Origin of the sequence: Altererythrobacter sp. Root672, assembly GCF_001427865.1 — a bacterium.
Classification (GTDB): domain Bacteria; phylum Pseudomonadota; class Alphaproteobacteria; order Sphingomonadales; family Sphingomonadaceae; genus Croceibacterium_A.
In genome coordinates this window covers 1,999,740-2,015,372 of sequence record NZ_LMHH01000001.1, presented here as the reverse complement: position 1 = coordinate 2,015,372, position 15,633 = coordinate 1,999,740, and the positions used below count along the sequence as shown (strand labels likewise).

General features: G+C 65.8%; 16 protein-coding genes. 4 read left to right on the top strand and 12 right to left on the bottom strand.

The window, feature by feature from the left end; genetic code table 11:
- Positions 1-44 precede the first annotated feature (44 nt).
- Positions 45-1,178: a glutamate 5-kinase gene (gene proB / locus ASD76_RS09755; protein ID WP_055921825.1), complete on the top strand. Its 1,134-nt coding sequence runs from the start codon at positions 45-47 to the stop codon at positions 1,176-1,178.
- Positions 1,175-2,095: an NAD-dependent epimerase/dehydratase family protein gene (locus tag ASD76_RS09750; RefSeq protein ID WP_055921822.1), complete on the top strand. Its 921-nt coding sequence runs from the start codon at positions 1,175-1,177 to the stop codon at positions 2,093-2,095. The genes proB and ASD76_RS09750 overlap by 4 nt, the downstream gene beginning before the upstream one ends.
- Here ASD76_RS09750 and ASD76_RS09745 read toward each other — a convergent pair.
- The 12 genes from ASD76_RS09745 to ASD76_RS09690 form a co-directional block, all read right to left on the bottom strand.
- The gene (locus ASD76_RS09745) at positions 2,092-2,481 is read right to left on the bottom strand and encodes a PilZ domain-containing protein (protein ID WP_055921821.1); all 390 of its coding nucleotides are present in this window, start codon (positions 2,479-2,481) and stop codon (positions 2,092-2,094) included. The two genes, ASD76_RS09750 and ASD76_RS09745, sit on opposite strands and share 4 nt — an antisense overlap.
- Before the next feature lie 76 nt (positions 2,482-2,557).
- Positions 2,558-3,499 carry a DUF1254 domain-containing protein gene (locus ASD76_RS09740; RefSeq protein ID WP_055921818.1) on the bottom strand — a complete coding sequence of 314 codons (942 nt, stop codon included), beginning with the start codon at positions 3,497-3,499 and terminating at the stop codon, positions 2,558-2,560.
- A 122-nt stretch (positions 3,500-3,621) separates the two neighbouring features.
- Entirely contained in the window at positions 3,622-4,407 is a 786-nt protein-coding gene (locus tag ASD76_RS09735) for a phosphoadenylyl-sulfate reductase (RefSeq protein WP_055921815.1), read from the bottom strand.
- The gene (locus tag ASD76_RS09730; protein ID WP_055921812.1) at positions 4,400-4,840 is read right to left on the bottom strand and encodes a DUF934 domain-containing protein; all 441 of its coding nucleotides are present in this window, start codon (positions 4,838-4,840) and stop codon (positions 4,400-4,402) included. Before ASD76_RS09730 ends, ASD76_RS09735 begins: the two co-directional genes overlap by 8 nt.
- Positions 4,833-6,467: a nitrite/sulfite reductase gene (locus tag ASD76_RS09725; RefSeq protein ID WP_055921810.1), complete on the bottom strand. Its 1,635-nt coding sequence runs from the start codon at positions 6,465-6,467 to the stop codon at positions 4,833-4,835. Before ASD76_RS09725 ends, ASD76_RS09730 begins: the two co-directional genes overlap by 8 nt.
- Complete coding sequence (locus tag ASD76_RS09720) at positions 6,467-6,766, bottom strand: DUF2849 domain-containing protein (protein WP_055921806.1); 300 nt, start codon at positions 6,764-6,766, stop codon at positions 6,467-6,469. Before ASD76_RS09720 ends, ASD76_RS09725 begins: the two co-directional genes overlap by 1 nt.
- Entirely contained in the window at positions 6,763-7,521 is a 759-nt protein-coding gene (cobA, locus tag ASD76_RS09715; RefSeq protein ID WP_055921803.1) for a uroporphyrinogen-III C-methyltransferase, read from the bottom strand. Before cobA ends, ASD76_RS09720 begins: the two co-directional genes overlap by 4 nt.
- Before the next feature lie 222 nt (positions 7,522-7,743).
- Positions 7,744-9,108, bottom strand: coding sequence for an alginate export family protein (locus tag ASD76_RS09710; protein WP_082553789.1), 1,365 nt, complete (start codon positions 9,106-9,108; stop codon positions 7,744-7,746).
- A 251-nt stretch (positions 9,109-9,359) separates the two neighbouring features.
- Positions 9,360-10,406 carry a mechanosensitive ion channel family protein gene (locus ASD76_RS09705; protein WP_055921800.1) on the bottom strand — a complete coding sequence of 349 codons (1,047 nt, stop codon included), beginning with the start codon at positions 10,404-10,406 and terminating at the stop codon, positions 9,360-9,362.
- Positions 10,406-11,614, bottom strand: a complete 1,209-nt coding sequence (metC, locus tag ASD76_RS09700) for a cystathionine beta-lyase (RefSeq protein ID WP_055923131.1) — start codon at positions 11,612-11,614, stop codon at positions 10,406-10,408. Before metC ends, ASD76_RS09705 begins: the two co-directional genes overlap by 1 nt.
- Positions 11,611-12,456 carry a sulfurtransferase gene (locus ASD76_RS09695; protein WP_055921797.1) on the bottom strand — a complete coding sequence of 282 codons (846 nt, stop codon included), beginning with the start codon at positions 12,454-12,456 and terminating at the stop codon, positions 11,611-11,613. The genes metC and ASD76_RS09695 overlap by 4 nt, the downstream gene beginning before the upstream one ends.
- A gap of 49 nt (positions 12,457-12,505) precedes the next feature.
- Positions 12,506-13,624: a hypothetical protein gene (locus ASD76_RS09690; RefSeq protein ID WP_055921794.1), complete on the bottom strand. Its 1,119-nt coding sequence runs from the start codon at positions 13,622-13,624 to the stop codon at positions 12,506-12,508.
- A gap of 157 nt (positions 13,625-13,781) precedes the next feature.
- Between ASD76_RS09690 and queF the strand changes: the two genes are divergently transcribed.
- Together queF and ASD76_RS09680 are read left to right on the top strand one after the other, a co-directional pair.
- Positions 13,782-14,246 carry a preQ(1) synthase gene (queF, locus tag ASD76_RS09685; RefSeq protein WP_055921791.1) on the top strand — a complete coding sequence of 155 codons (465 nt, stop codon included), beginning with the start codon at positions 13,782-13,784 and terminating at the stop codon, positions 14,244-14,246.
- A gap of 67 nt (positions 14,247-14,313) precedes the next feature.
- On the top strand, positions 14,314-15,615 hold the full coding sequence (locus tag ASD76_RS09680; RefSeq protein ID WP_055921787.1) for a UDP-glucose dehydrogenase family protein: 1,302 nt from the start codon (positions 14,314-14,316) through the stop codon (positions 15,613-15,615).
- Positions 15,616-15,633: the final 18 nt, after the last annotated feature.

The window sequence follows — 15,633 nt, the reverse complement described above, 5'->3', positions numbered from 1 at the left end:
CAGCATGGCTTCTCAACGGGGGTTGCAGCCGCTAACTCGCCGCTATGCCCATTGAGAGCCTCGCCGACTTAGCCAATCCCGCCACCGCTCCCCGCCTTGTCCTCAAGGTTGGGTCGGCGCTGCTGTGCGGACGCGATGGCACGCCGAACCGCGAATGGCTCGCCACGCTAGCGAAAGAGATCGCTGAGGCGCAGGCAAGCGGGCAGAAAGTAATCGTCGTGAGTTCGGGTGCAATTGCGCTCGGTGCGGCAAAGCTGGGGCTGGCCAAGGGCGGACGGGGCTCGCTGGCCGATGCGCAAGCGGCCGCGGCGGTCGGACAGATCGCCCTCGCGGGCCTGTGGAGCGAACTGCTCGGGACGCATGGGCTGACGGCGGCACAGTTGCTGCTGACGCTCGAGGACCTTGAGGACCGGCGCCGTTACCTCAATGCGGCTGCCACGCTCGGGCGACTGCTTGGGGCGGGGGCCGTGCCGGTGATCAACGAGAACGATTCCGTCGCCACCCAGGAAATCCGTTTCGGCGACAACGACAGGCTCGCGGCGCGCGTGGCTCAGGCTGCGCAGGCTGATGCCGTGGTCCTGCTGTCCGATGTCGACGGTCTCTATGACCGCGACCCCAAGGACCCCGAGGCCACGCTCCTGCCGCGCGTCGAAGGCGTTACCGAGGCGGTCCATGCCATGGCCAGTCCCAGCTCGGGCTCGGGCCTGGGATCGGGCGGGATGACGTCCAAGCTTCAGGCAGCCGAGATCGCCACCCGCGCGGGCATTGCCCTCGCGATCATCAACGGCACGTACGAGCGTCCGCTTGCCCGGGCGCTCGGCAACGATATCGGCACGGTGTTCACGCCCACGCGCCGCGATCGAGCGCGCAAGGCGTGGCTCGGCGGACGTCAGCGGCTCAAGGGCACGCTGGTGGTCGACGCCGGATGCGCGGGCGCGCTGCGCAAGGGCGGCAGCTTGCTCGCCAGCGGTATCGCCGAAGTGGACGGACATTTTGAACGCGGCGACCCGATTGGCGTGCGCGATCCCGATGGCAAGGCGGTGGCGCAGGGCCTCGCCGAGTATGACTCCGGTGAGATCGAGCAGATCAAAGGCCGCCGCAGCGAGGAGCACGCGGCGCTGCTGGGCTATGCGCCGCGCTCGGCCGTGATCCATCGCGATCAGTTGGTGTTGCTTTGACCCTGGCAGTCACCGGCGGCACGGGCTTTGTAGGCCAGGCGCTGCTGGATCTGGCGAGTAGCCGTTCCGTTTCCGTACGAGCCTTGGCTCGGCGCGAACAGCCACCGCGCCAGGGTGTCGAGTGGGTTCGCGGTGACCTCGCCGATGCAGAAGCGCTCAAGACGCTTGTCGAGGGCGCTGAGGCCGTGCTGCATATCGCGGGCGTGGTGAACACGCCTGATCCGATGGGCTTCCACCTCGGCAACGTCGCCGGGACCGAAGCCCTGATCGCAGCCGCTCGCGCAGCCGGCGTTTCGCGCTTCATTTTCGTGTCATCGCTCGCCGCGCGCGAGCCCAACCTTTCGAGCTATGGCATGTCGAAGCGGCACGCCGAGGAGGCGGTCCAGACGAGCGGGCTCGACTGGACCATCGTGCGCCCTCCGGCCATTTATGGCCCCCGCGACCGCGAAATCCTCGATATGTTCAAAGCCGCGCGCTGGGGCGTGGTGCCGATGCCACCGGCGGGGCGGGCTTCGATGATCCACGTCGACGACCTAGCTCATCTGTTGCTGAACCTCGTTCGACCCACCGCGCCGCTGCTCGAAGAGGTCAAACACCGCATTCTCGAACCTGACGACGGGCGCGAAGGCGGTTGGTCCCACCAGGAACTGGCCAAGGCCATCGGCGACGCTGTCGGCCGGAGCGTGTGGGTGCCTTCCCTGTCCGCCAAGGCCCTGCGAGCGGCCGCCTGGGCCGATGGCCGCCTACGTGGGGGCAAGGCCAAGCTGACGCCGGACCGGGTCGGGTACATGGTCCACCCCGACTGGGTTAGCCGACCCGACAAGGCCCCACCAGAGGCCCTATGGCGCGCTGAGATCCCGACAGAGGAGGGCTTGGCCGCGACCGCGCGCTGGTATCGGGAGCAGGGCTGGCTCTAGCCCGCCGATCCGATTCTGCGCCGCTTCTTCCCGAAAGGGATATTGCCGGGGTTGGCCGGCGGGCCTGTCCGCGCCGTGTCTTCCCCACGAGCGTTCTCGACCACGGTGACCGAGATCGGCTTGTCGAACATCACGCCGCAGCAGTCGTCCTTGATCCAGACGATGCGGCTGAACAGCTCCAGTCCATCCCACTTCAACAGCGCCGTGGCGCCAACCGGGGGAGGGCTGCTGATTTCTACACGAGCGCCGGTCTCGGACAGGTCGCAGATTATGCCCCGCCAGTCGCCACCCGCCGTTTGCAGATGGACCACTCCCGACACCGGCACCCGCTCGGAACCGCGCCGTTCGACCCAGTCTGCCGCAGAGTTCGCTTGTTCTTGACCCATGCCGCATGATCGCGCCGGCGAGTTAAGAGCGGCACTTCACAAAGGGTTAGCGGCGCGGTCAGACTTGGCCTTGGCTTCACTCGACAGGAAGCACCTCAGGAAAGGTCCATCGTCCTTGCAGTATCTCGGCGCGAGGCCGGTACAGGCGCACGGTGTAGTTCCACCCCGGCATGATCGGTAGGCAGTTTGGAACTTGCCCATCGCAACCGCCGAATTGGATGTGGAAGTAGCCGTCCGCATCTTGCTTGGCCGTCACGTTGTTGAGTGAGTAGGCGTTCTGCGGATTGGCTTCGAAGTAGCCGTCCTTGTTGTAGACTGTGACCGACCAGAAGCCATCGACGGGCACGTCTTCGACCTCGAGCCGGTGAACCGTCGTACCGTCATCCTTCGGTGGCCGCCCGGCGATGTAGACGGCGTCCTCGGCCGGATTGCCGCCCCAGCCGCAGGCCGTGCCGACTAGGTGAGCTTCAGGATCGACCGTCTCGCGGGTCCCGAACGCCTTGCTTGGCTCGAACGGACCCTCCTGCTTGAGCTCGTCACGGATTTGGGCGAGGGACGCCTGATCCCATTGCGGAACTTCGAAGCTCCCTGTCGATGCCTGCTCGATCCTGATCGCGTCTTGCAGGGCGTGGACAGCGACCAGGTCGGCTGGGTCTCCGGGATCGACAAAGGTTCGCACCAAGAGCGCGACGTAGCGGGTTCCAACCTGATCGCGCGAGATCGTGTAGGCGCCCGCTCCGTAGTAGGTGGCGGGATTGTAGTGATCCTCGCTGATGAGCAGTAGCGACATGAAGCGTTGGCCGGCGTCGGGAAGCGTCATCGTGACTGGTCCGGCATCGAGGTCGAAGATGCCGCTGGAATAGAGCGTGTCGCGGTTCATTCGCACGACGCTCTGGTGGTCGATGTCAGGGAAGCCACGGTTGTGGATCATCTTCCCGAATGCGCCGTCTTTCGCGAAATTGGCGAAATAGGTGTCGGTTTCAGCTCGAACGAAGTTGTCGCGGGTTACGGTCTGCATCTAACGGTCCTGGCGCTTGGCTGTCTGTGCGGCCCAAGTGGCCGCCAGACGCGCGCCGGCTCAATCGGGTGGAATCCCGATGCCGTTCTTTTTTCGATGAAACCTGCCGAGTTCGCGGCGGATCAGAACGCCGGTTCGTATCCCGGAGGCAGCTCGCCTTCGTCAGGCGTTTCCGTCGGGCCGACCGGGGTGTGGATACCGCACTCGGTCTTGTCCCAACCGCGCCAGCGGCCCGCGCGCGGGTCTTCGCCCGGCTTGACCGTGCTGGTGCAGGGCTGGCAGCCGACCGACAGGTAGCCCTGGGCTTCGAGCGGGTGGCGCGGGAGGTCGTGCTCGGCGAAGTAGGCATCGAGATCGGCCTTGGTCCAGTCGCCCAGCGGGTTGATCTTGAGGCGGCCGTCTTCGATCTCGAAGCGCGGCAGGTTCTGGCGGGTGACCGACTGGAACGCCTTGCGGCCCGAAATCCACGCGTCGAGGCCTTGCTTGGCTCGGCGCAGCGGCTCGACCTTGCGGATCTCGCAGCAACCGTCCGGGTCCCACGACCAACGCAACCCGTTCTCGTCCTTGGCGGCGAGCACCGTGGGATCGGGCTGCACGACCGAGGAATTGACCAGGCCGAAACGCTCGGTCAGCTCGTCGCGGTAGGCGAGCGTTTCCTCGAACATCTTGAGGGTATCGACGAAGATCACTGGCACGCTCGGGTCGGCCTGGGCGACGAGGTGCAGGAGCACCGCGCTTTCCGTGCCGAACGAGGATACCACGCCCACGCGTCCGAGGCTGCCCTCGGCGAACAGCTCGCGCAGCATCACGCTCACGTCCACCCCGGCGAAACGCGCGTTGAGCGCGTCCGCGTCGGCCTGGGTGAAGGTGGGGCCGGTATTGATCGTGTCGATGGCCCGACTAGCCATTCGCGAGTTCCGGGTGGCGCAGCTGCCAGATCGGCACCGCGGCATCGGCAGCGCTCTGGTAGACATACGGATAGCGGCTCAGCGTCGCTTCCACGTCGGCCTCGTCGAACGGCACGTTGGGGGCGAAGCTGTCGAAGCCGCAGCGGCGCATGAAGAACAACAGGTCGACCAGCACGTCGCCGGTGGCCTTGATCTCGCCGGTGTAGCCCATCTCGCGCAGCACGCGGGCGCTGGAGAAGCCACGGCCGTCGCGGAACTTGGGGAAGTCCACTTCGATCAGCTTGGTGCGATCGAGCACCGGGGCCAGACGACGCACGTCATCACCCGCTTCGATGCGGACCGAAGCGGCGTTGGTCTGGTCGAGAAAGGCGTCGAGCGACACCGCCGGTTCGTCCGGAACGGGGTCATCGCGAAACCGCAGTACGTCAGCCATAGATCGCCTCCTTGAAACCATCCATGCCGACGCGGCGGTAGGTATCGATGAACTTTTCGCCCGGTTCGCGGATCTCGCGATAGCGTTCGACCGCGCGTTCGAGCGCGTCGACCACGCCCGCTTCGTCGAAGCCAGGGCCGGTGATCTTGGCCTGGCTCGTGACCTCGTCACCCGAGCCGCCGAGCAGGAGCTGGTAGCTCTCGGTGCCCTTACGGTCGACGCCGAGGATGCCGATGTTGCCGGCGTGGTGGTGGCCGCAGGCGTTGATGCAGCCGGAGATCTTGATCTTGAGCTCGCCCACGTCCTGCTGGCGCGCCGGGTCGGCGAACCGTTCGGAGATCTTCTGCGCGACCGGGATCGAACGCGCGTTGGCGAGGCTGCAATAGTCGAGCCCCGGGCAGGCGATGATGTCGGTCACCAGGTCGAGGTTGGCTTCGCCCAGGCCCGCTTCGTGGAGCGCGGTCCACACAGCGTGCAGGTCCTGCTTGCGGACATGCGGCAGCACCAGGTTCTGCGCGTGCGTGGCGCGGATGTCGTCGAAGCTGTAGCGCTCGGCGAGATCGGCCACGAGGTCCATCTGGTCGGCCGAAATGTCGCCCGGGATCTCGCCGATCGGCTTGAGGCTGATGTTGACGATCGCATAGCCCGGCGCCTTGTGCGCGACGGTCTGGCGGTCGACCCACAGCGCGAAGTCGGGGTCCGAACGGTCGATCTCTTCCGACAGGCCGGTCTCGAACGCCGGAGGGGCGAAGTAGGCCGCGATGCGGTCATACTCGGCCTGCGGGAAATCGTTCTTGAGGGTCAGGAAGTGCTGGAACTCTTCCTCAACCTGACGGCGGAACTCTTCTTCGCCCAGCTCGTGGACGAGGATTTTCATCCGCTGCTTGTGGATGTTGTCGCGCCGGGCGTTGCGGTTCCAGGTGCGCAGGACCGCCTCCATGTAGGACATGATCTGTCCCGTCGGCAGGAACTCGCGGATCTTGTAGGCGATGAACGGCGTGCGGCCCATGCCGCCGCCGGCGTAAACCTCGAACCCGATCTCGCCGGCGTCGTTCTTGACGATGCGCAGCGCGAAGTCGTGCCAGCGCAGCGCCGCGCGGTCGATCGGCGAGGCGATCACGGCGATCTTGAACTTGCGGGGCAAGTAGCTGAATTCCGGCATGAAGTTGGTCATCTGCCGGATCATCTCGGCCCACGGACGCGGGTCGAGGATCTCGTCAGCCGCGGCGCCGGCATACTGGTCGGCCGAGACGTTGCGGATGGACTCGCCGCTGGTCTGGATAGCGTGCATCTCGACATCGGCGAGCTCGCCCAGCAGGTCGGCCGCTTCTTCCAGCTTGATCCAGTTGTACTGGATGTTCTGTCGCGTGGTGAAGTGTCCGTACCCACGGTCATAGACGCGGGCGATGTGCGCCAGCTTGCGCATCTGTTCGCCGTTGAACGTGCCATAGGGGATGGCGACGCGCAGCATGTAGGCATGGAGCTGCAGGTACAGGCCGTTCTTCAGCCGCAGGGGCTTGAACTGGTCGTCGGTCAGCTTGCCTTCGATGCGGCGGCGAGCCTGGTCGCGGAATTCCTCGACACGGGCCTGGACCATCGCGCGGTCGTATTGGTCGTATTTGTACATCAGATCACCCAGGTGCCGGCATTGGGGTCGGCGGGCTTGAGGGTCAGGTCAGGGCGCACGGTCGGGCCATAGGCGCGGACACGGTCCTTGATGTGGGCGGGGCGAGGATGGCCCTTGGCGTCGAGCTCGGCATCGAGCGCATAGCCGCCGTTGACGCGGCAGGCGGCGTCTTCCTGCTTGAGGATCGTGTCCCCCTGCTCGCCGACGTCGACCGCGTCTTCGACATGGAACGACCATCCCTGGCCATCCCACCAGATGACCCGGCCGTTCTTCAAATCATTCCCCGTAAGTATCTTCACGAATGCGCCTCCAGCGCGAATTGGGTGACGACCGCGTCGGTGCGGGCGGTGACATCACCGATGATGATGAGGGCAGGGCTCTTGACCCGTTCGCGCTCGACGAGATCGGGCAGGGCAGCCAGCGGACCGCGGACGACACGCATCGAAGGACGCGCAGCGTTTTCGATGACCGCCAGCGGCGTTTCGGGTGAGAGGCCATCGGCCATCAGCTTCTCGGCGATCTGCGGGGCGGTCTTCACGCCCATGTAGATCACCAAGGTTCGGCCCTTGCCGGCGAGACCGGCCCAGTTCTGCTCGGTCAGGCCTTTGCACTGGCCGGCGACGAAGCTGACGATGCTCGCCCCTTCGCGGTGGGTCAGCGGGATCTGCGCAGCAGCAGCGGCGCCCAGGGCCGAGGTGACACCGGGGACGACTTCGACCGGAACGCCAGCGGCATGGCAGGCTTCGGCTTCTTCACCCCCGCGTCCGAACACGAACGGATCGCCGCCCTTGAGACGCACGACATCGCGACCGGCGAGCGCCTCGCGAACCAGCAAAGCGTTGATCTCTTCCTGCGGCAGGGTGTGACGAGCGCGGCTCTTGGCGACCGAAACCAGCTTGGCGTCCGGCCGTGCCATCGCCAGCACGGCAGGCTCGATCAGCCCGTCATGCACGACGATTTTCGCCGCGCCCAACAGGCGCGCGGCGCGCAGCGTCAGGAGGTCCGGATCGCCCGGGCCAGCTCCGACAAGGTAGACTGTGCCTATCCTGCTCATGGCGCGGATGTGGCGGTGAGGCCTGTTTCTTGCCAGCCATATTGGATTGGGCAGGGGCTAGGAGAGCTTTAGCCTGCGTTGCGCTCCCACTTGCGGGAGGGCACCGGTAGTCTCCCCTCCCGCTTGCGGGAGGGGCCGGGGGTGGGCCAGTCAGGCGGGCGCTGCGCCATGCCCGCACACACCCACCCCTAACCCCTCCCGCAAGCGGGAGGGGGATCGAAGTCAGAAAGTCGCCGTCAGCGCGGTGGCGATGTAATGCGTGTCGCCAGTCTGCGGGGCGTTGGGCGCAGTCTTGAGGAATTCGCCCTTGGCGAGCCACACCGCGTTGACCTCGGCCTTAAGGAAGCTCGGCATCAGCCAATAGCGCACGCGTCCTTCCACCTGGTGCCCGGCGAAATTGCCCGACTGGCCGGTAATGTCCCGCACGCCCGTGGTCGAAAAGCTGTCGGTGCGCGAAGCGAGCCACATCGGGCGATAGACAGCGAAGGCATCCCACCTAGGATCGGGCGCGACTTCTGCGCGCAGGCCGGGCGTGCTGATGTTGGCGCGGCCGATGGCGTTGTAGATGCCCGCGGGAGCGAGGTCGGCGCGGCGCATGCCGAACAGGGTGTCGAACCGGCCGTACTTGGCGCCCGTTCCGTCGCCGCTGGCGCGGTCGTACTCCACCGAAAGGCGGAACTTGGCCGGGCCGGGGAAAGTGTAGCCGGCATCGGCATGGATGAACCATGCGCTCACGTCGAGCACCGCTGAGTTCGCTGCGGTTGAGGCGCGAATGGTGCCGGTCTGGTAGATACCCTCGATCTCGAAATCGAACTTCCCGACCTTGGGGTCGCGGATCAGCCGGGCGCTGAAGGTGTCGAGGTCGCGGTTGCGTGTCGGGTGATCGAGCCAATCGCGCTCATGCAAGCCGAAGTAGCCGACTTCGGCGGTGGCACCGGCTATCGTCTTGGGTCGGGCGATGAGGCCGCCCCAAAGCTGCAGGTCGAAGCTCTCGCGGTCCCACTCGGTCTTGGCATCCAGCACCGAGGGCAGGTCGTCAGGCAGCCTGATCTGCGGCAGGACGTAGATCGCGGTCGCCGTCACGCCGCCCTTGGTTTTCAGGTCGGCGCGCAGGCCGGTGTAGCCGTTGGTGGTGTTGCGATAGTCGTCAGCCGCGACCAGGCGGCGCGAGCCGAGGTTGAGAGTGAACCGGCCGGCCTGCAGGGTGGCCTTGCTGCCATCGCCCAAGGCATTGTCGATATCGGCGGCAAGGTAGGCCTGGACCAGCTCGAAGGTGTTGACTTCGTTGGCGCTGATCGCGCTGCCGGGCTTCTCCAGCCAGGCGCGGCTATCGTACATCTCGCCGCCGATGCGGACCACGCCGGTATCGTATTCGGCAAACACCGTCGTGCGCAGGTCGAGCTGTTCGTCTTCGTCACGCAGACCCGCGCGGGGCTGGCCGTCGAGCGCCTCGTAGCGCAGGCGCATGCTTCCAGAGAGCTTGAAGTTGTCGGGGTTGCCGATAGCCGATTGCAGCGTGGGGGTTTCGGCGCGCGCAACAGCCGGCACAGCACCGGCCAGCAAGACGATACCAACGGCGAACCTCATGGAAAACCCTTCGAAACGATGGAGCAGTCGGTTCGGCTCCATTCGAATGGTCGCCGTTACATGCGTGGCTCTATCGCGGATGGGATCGTTGGAGGAAAGGCCAGATATCTCCCTACCCTCCGTTCGTCCTGAGCTTGTCGAAGGACGCGGGCGCGGCGCTGAGGTGGTTCGACAAGCTCACCACGAACGGCATGGGGGTAAGTGGAAAGTCCGTTCGTTCTGAGCTCGTCGAAGGACCTTAGCGTTACGTCTCAGTTCTTATCTGGAGTTTCGCCCGGCTTCGTCTCTCGCAACACCGCGATAAGCTCCTTGAGGGCCTCGGTCTGTTCAAGCTGGACCTGACGCGTGGTGCGATTGGGAACGGGCACGTTGTTGTCGCGGAACGAACGCCAGACGCGCTTGAGGACGTCCGAACGGACGTTGGCCAGGCCATCCTCCGGATCGTTGATCCAGATGCGGATCTCGTAGAACACGCCGTCTTCGGTGAGCTGGGTGATCCAGGCCGCGGGCGGGGGCAGGTTGAGGACGCGCGGCGAGGCCTTGGCTGCCTCGATCATCAGCGTTTCCGCCAGGTCGAGGTCGGCGGAGTGGTCGACCACCATCTGCAGCCGGACCCGGACATTGCGCGAGCTGTAGGACCAGTTCTCGACCTGATTGATCATCAGGTTTTCGTTCGGGATCAGGTATTCCTTCATGTCGCGGGTGGTGACCGAAACCGCGCGCAACCCGATCTTCTTCACCTGGCCGACGGTGTTGGAGATGCCGTCGTTGACCGCGATCACGTCGCCCGGCTTTATCGAGCGGTCCATCAGCAGGATGATCCCGGCGAGCAGGTTGCCGAAGGTCTTCTGCAGGCCGAAGCCGATGGCGAGGCCGAAGGCACCTGAGAACACCGTCAGGGCGGTCAGGTCGATGCCGAGCATGTCGATCCCGATGAAGATGGCAATGAGCCAGATCAGGATCGAAAGCAGCTTTTCGCCAAGCAGTCGGCGGGCTGGATCGAGACCCGTCAGTCGAGCGAATAACCGGTGCGCGACCTTGCTGCCGATGCGAGCGAACAAGTAGAGCCCGACAATTACGGCCAGGACGACGATCGCGCCCCATACGGAAATGCGCGTCGATCCGAGCGCAAAGCCAAACGAGTCGAGCCACTCGATGACTGTGCCGGCGGTCACGCTCTTCTCGGTGACGACGTTCTTGAGCGCGTCGGCACCCTCGATATTGCCTGCTGCCTTGGATACGGCGGTCGCTGTGGCTTCCGGCGAGGGTGACGCGGCTGGAAGCAAGACCGAAGCCATCAGGCCGATGCCAAGGCCTCTAGGCCGCGTGCGAGATCGCGCATCAGGTCCTCCGGGTCTTCCAGCCCAATCGAAAGTCTAATTCCCAGGCGGTCTTCCGGGTTCCAGCCGGCCGGCGGCCAGGAAGTCGCGCTGCGGGCGCGGGCGGGGTCGAAGGGGATCACCAGGCTCTCGTATCCGCCCCAGCTGTAGCCGATGCCGAACAGCTCGAGCGCGTCGATAAAGCGGGCGCGTCCGGCTGGATCGCTGCCGGCGAGGACGAAGCTGAACAGCCCGCAGCCGCCGGTGAAGTCGCGCTGCCAACGGTCGTGGCCGGGAGCACCCGGCAGCATCGGGCACAGCACCTGGGCGACCTCTGGCCGGCTGGTGAGCCATTGGGCGATGGCGAAGGCGCTGGCCGTTTCGCGCTCCAGGCGCACTCCGAGTGTCCGCAGGCCTCTAAGGGCGAGGGCAGCGTCATCAGGGGAGACGACCAGTCCAAGCGCTTGGCTCTTGATCCGCAGCCTGGTGTAGAGCGCTTCGCCGGCAGAGGCGCAGCCCATCATAAGGTCCGAATGTCCGCCGACATGCTTGGTCAGCGACATCAACGAGATATCGCACCCGTGGGATAGCGCCGGGAAGCCGAGTGCGGTGGCCCAGGTGTTGTCGAGAATGCTGATCGCGCCCTTTTCCCGCGCGATCGCCGCCAGCGCGGGGATGTCGCCGACTTCCATCGACAGGCTGCCAGGGCTTTCGAGCAGCACGGCCCGGGTCCGTTCGGTGAAGAGAGCGGCGAACCCCTCGGTGTCGAGCGGATCGAAGAAGCGCGTCTCGATGCCCAACGGGGCGAGCAGTGACTTCGCCATGACCCGGCTGGGTTCGTAGGCGTTGTCGGTCATCAGCACCGTGTCGCCGCTCTCGAGCACCGACAGCAGCACGCCAGAGATCGCCGCTACCCCGCTGGGATAGAGCACTGTCCCTGCAGCGCCCGGTTCAAGCTCCGTCAGCGCCTCAGCCAGCGCCCATTGCGTCGGCGAGCCCCGGCGGCCGTAGTAGAAATGCCCGTCCTCGTTCGGTCGGCCGCGCGCAAGGTCGGCGCTGTCAGCGTAGAGGTGGGTGCTGCCGCGCCAGACTGGCGGATTGACCACCGAACCGGTCCACTCGGGCCGCCTACCGGCCTCGACGATGCGTGTGGCGGGCTTGTGCTGATCGTCGTCTGGCGGGCTCAAGCGGCCGTTCCCGTCGCCTTGGGCGTGTTCGGGTCGGCGCCCCATTCGCTCCAGCTGCCATCGTAGAGCGCGATGTCGCCCTTGCCGAGCAGGTGCATGGCGAACAGCAGGACAGCAGCTGTGACGCCACTGCCGCAGGTGGTCACGACCGGTTGTTCGAGGTCGATGTGCGCTTCCTTGAAGGCAGCGCGCAGGCCGGCCTCGTCGCGGAAAGTGCCGTCGGGCTTGAGCAGGCGGCCGAAGGGCAGGTTCTGCGATCCGGGGATATGGCCGCTGGGCATGCCTGGCCTGATCTCCGGCTCGGCCCCGGTGAAGCGGCCCGCGCCGCGGGCGTCGAGCACTTGCTCGGTCGCGGACTGCAAGTTGGCGAGCATCTCTGCCTTGCTGCGCACGGCGACGGACCCGGTCGCCGGGGTTACTCCGCCAGCGCCGGCTTGCACTCGCCCGCTCTCCAGCGGCCGCGTTTCGCTGCGCCATTTGCCGAGGCCGCCGTCGAGAATCGCGACTTGACTGAAACCATGCAGGCGGAAGATGAACCACGCGCGGGCCGAGGTTTTCACCGCGCTGTCGTCGTAGATCACGACCTGGTCACCGTCGCTGACGCCGATCTCGGCCATGCGCTCAGCGAATTGCTGCGCGTTCGGCAAGGCCGCCGGGACCGGGCTCGACTGATCCTTGAACGTATCAAGGTCGAGGAAGCGCGCCCCGGGAATATGGGTTGCTTCGAATTCGGCCGCCGCGTTCCGCTCGGCGTCGGGCAGGTGAGCGGATGCATCGATCACCACCAGGCCCGGCTCGCCAAGCCGCTCCGCCAACCAGGCGGTGGAGACAAGGTCCTTCATACCGCGTGGTTAGCCGGTTCGGCTATTTCAGTAAATGTGGCGTTAGGTTCTAAGCAAATGCCCGCTGGGTCAGATGCGGATAGATCCGCGGACCGAGGTCGAGGCGGAAGGGCTGCAGGGCCGAGCCTTCGCCCGGCTGCCCGACCACGAAAGTCCGCACCACGGGCCGTGCGCCTTCGGCCTCCACCCGGAAGCGGGCGAGCGGCAGGAGCAGGGCGGTCTTGCCCTGGCGGATCGGCACGATCTGCGAGAACGGCACCCGAAAAGCGCCCGAGATCACCTTGCTTTCGCCCGGTTCCAGCCTCTCGATGGACTGCGATGGCGCCGAGCCCTGGCCGGGACCCGCAAGCTGTTCCTCGCGGCTCATGGAGGCGTGGGCCGAGATCATGTCCGCGCCGATCTTGAGGCCCGTGATCGGCGAGGTCCCGCGATTGGAAACCTCCAGCCGATAGTCGAGCGTCGCGTTCATCAGCGTGAGGCTGAGGCGCAGCGGTTCGAGCGCCACTTGCAGCGGCTCGGTTGATGCGGCGACGGGCTGCGGCTGCGGCGGTGCTATCGGAACCAGCGACTCGGGCAGCGGTTGCGGCGCGGGAACGGGCGGCAGATCGACTTTCGGCCGTTCCAGTTGCGGCACTTCCAGCGGAATTCCTGCAAGCGGCCGCCGTCTCCACCAGACCAGCGCCGCCAGTCCGAGCGCTCCGAGCAGCAAGATGCCTCCGAGGACCCACGGCCAGACCGGTGCGCCTTGATCACGGTCGCCGAAGTCCCGGATAGGAACCGGGGCTCTAGCGGTGGGCTGCGGATTGGGGGTTGGAGCGACAACACCTGCTTCAGGCTCGCCCGCCACTGCCGGCTGGCCGAACCCGGTGACGGGCGCAGCCCCCGCGGGTGCGGCCGCTTGCGGCGCTTGCCTCAGCGGCCGAGGCGCGGCCGTCTGCCTGGCAAATGGGGGCGGGGTTACCTGTGGTGCCGGACTCACTTCGGCAGGGCGAACCTGCGTCGGCGCAGGCGTAGGAGTGGCCAGCGGACCGCGCGATTCCGGCACGTCGGGGACGACCGGCCCCTGGCGCTGCGGTGTCGATTGCTGCTCCGAAGCAGAAGGCGGCAAGCGGAAATCCGCGACGCTGGCTGCAGCAGGCGCAGCCGCCAACAGCGCAAGCGCGCACACGCCGGCAATGCGGCAGGTTATCTCTGACTTAGGAATTTTGAACGTCCGACCCATCTCTGACAGCCGAATGGTAAGGCAGGCGCTGAATAGTCCGTGAACCGCTCAACGCAAAGCGCCGCCTTGTGCACGGCGTCCGATAGAGGCAAGAGCGCGACCGATGAGTGACACTTCCTCGAACGCGCCGCGCCATCTTGGCCAGCAGAGCGCCATGCCCGCCTCCCCGGAAGAGGCCGTGCTCGACTATGTGCCCAATCCGCGTGTCGGCAGCCTCTACCTGGTGCGTTTCTCCGCTCCGGAGTTCACCTCGCTGTGTCCCGTCACCGGGCAGCCTGATTTTGCCCACCTCGTCATCGACTACGCGCCGGGCGCCACGATCGTCGAATCCAAGAGCCTCAAGTTGTTCCTGTCCTCGTTCCGCAATCACGGTGCGTTCCACGAGGACGTGACGGTCGGCATCGGTCAGCGCCTGTTCGACGAGATGGCCCCGCAATGGCTGCGCATCGGCGGCTACTGGTATCCGCGCGGTGGCATTCCGATCGACGTTTTCTGGCAAAGCGGTTCGTCGCCCGCAGGGCTCTGGGTACCCGATCAGGGCGTTTCGGGATATCGCGGACGAGGGTGAGTTGCTACCGCACCAGGCGTTTGACTAATCCAAGCTGGCGAAACACGCCGCTTCATGGGGGTAAACGATGCGCATAGTAATGATCGGAAGCGGTTACGTTGGCCTTGTCTCCGGTGCCTGCCTCGCCGATTTCGGCCATCAGGTCTGTTGCGTCGACAAGGACGCCAGCAAGATCGAAGCGCTGCACAACGGCCGCATTCCGATTTTCGAGCCTGGCCTCGATGAACTGGTGGCGAAGAACGTGGCGGCCGGACAGCTCGAGTTTTCGCTCGATCTTATCGAAGCCCTGCCGAATGCCGACGCGGTGTTCATCGCGGTGGGTACGCCCTCGCGGCGCGGCGACGGTCACGCCGACCTCAGCTACGTCTATGCCGCGGCGCGCGAGATGGCCCCGCATCTCGATCCCGGCACGGTGGTTGTCACCAAGTCGACCGTCCCCGTCGGCACCGGTGACGAGGTCGAGCGCATCATTCGCGAGCAATGCCCGGACCTGACATTCTCTGTCGCGTCCAATCCGGAATTCCTGCGCGAAGGCGCGGCGATCGAAGACTTCAAGCGCCCCGACCGCGTGGTCATCGGCGTCAACGACGATCACGCCGCGAACGTGCTGCGGGAAATCTATCGTCCGCTGCTCGGCAACGAGACGCGGCTGCTGGTGATGACGCGGCGCGCGGCCGAGTTGACGAAGTATGCCGCCAACGCGTTCCTCGCGACCAAGATCAGCTTCATCAACGAGATCGCCGACTTGTGCGAGCGGGTCGGCGCCGACGTGCAGAACGTGGCCAAGGGCATCGGTCTCGACACCCGCATCGGCGCGCGCTTTCTCCAGCCCGGGCCGGGCTATGGCGGCTCGTGCTTTCCCAAGGACACGCTGGCGCTGCTCAAGACCGCGCAGGACTACGAGGCACCGCTGCGTATCGTCGAGGCGGTCGTCACCTCCAACGACAACCGCAAGCGCTCGATGGGCCGCAAGGTGATCCACGCGCTCGACGGCCCGCCCCAAGGCAAGACGGTGGCGTTGCTCGGACTGACCTTCAAGGCCAACACCGACGACATGCGCGATTCGCCCTCGTTGGCGATCGTACGGGCGCTGCAGGATGCCGGAGTCACGGTCCGCGCCTTCGATCCCGAAGGGATGGAGCAAGCGGCCAAGGTGCTCGACGACGTCACGTATTGCGATGACGCCTATGATGCCATGGAGGGCGCCGACGCGGCGGTCATCGTGACCGAATGGGATGCGTTCCGCGCGCTCGACTTCCAACGGGCCGGGACGGTGCTCCGGAACAGCTTGCTCGTCGACCTGCGCAATCTCTACGATCGCGCGGACATCGAACGTCATGGCTTCCGTTATGTGGCGGTTGGACGCTAGGGGAGTAAATCGAGTCCC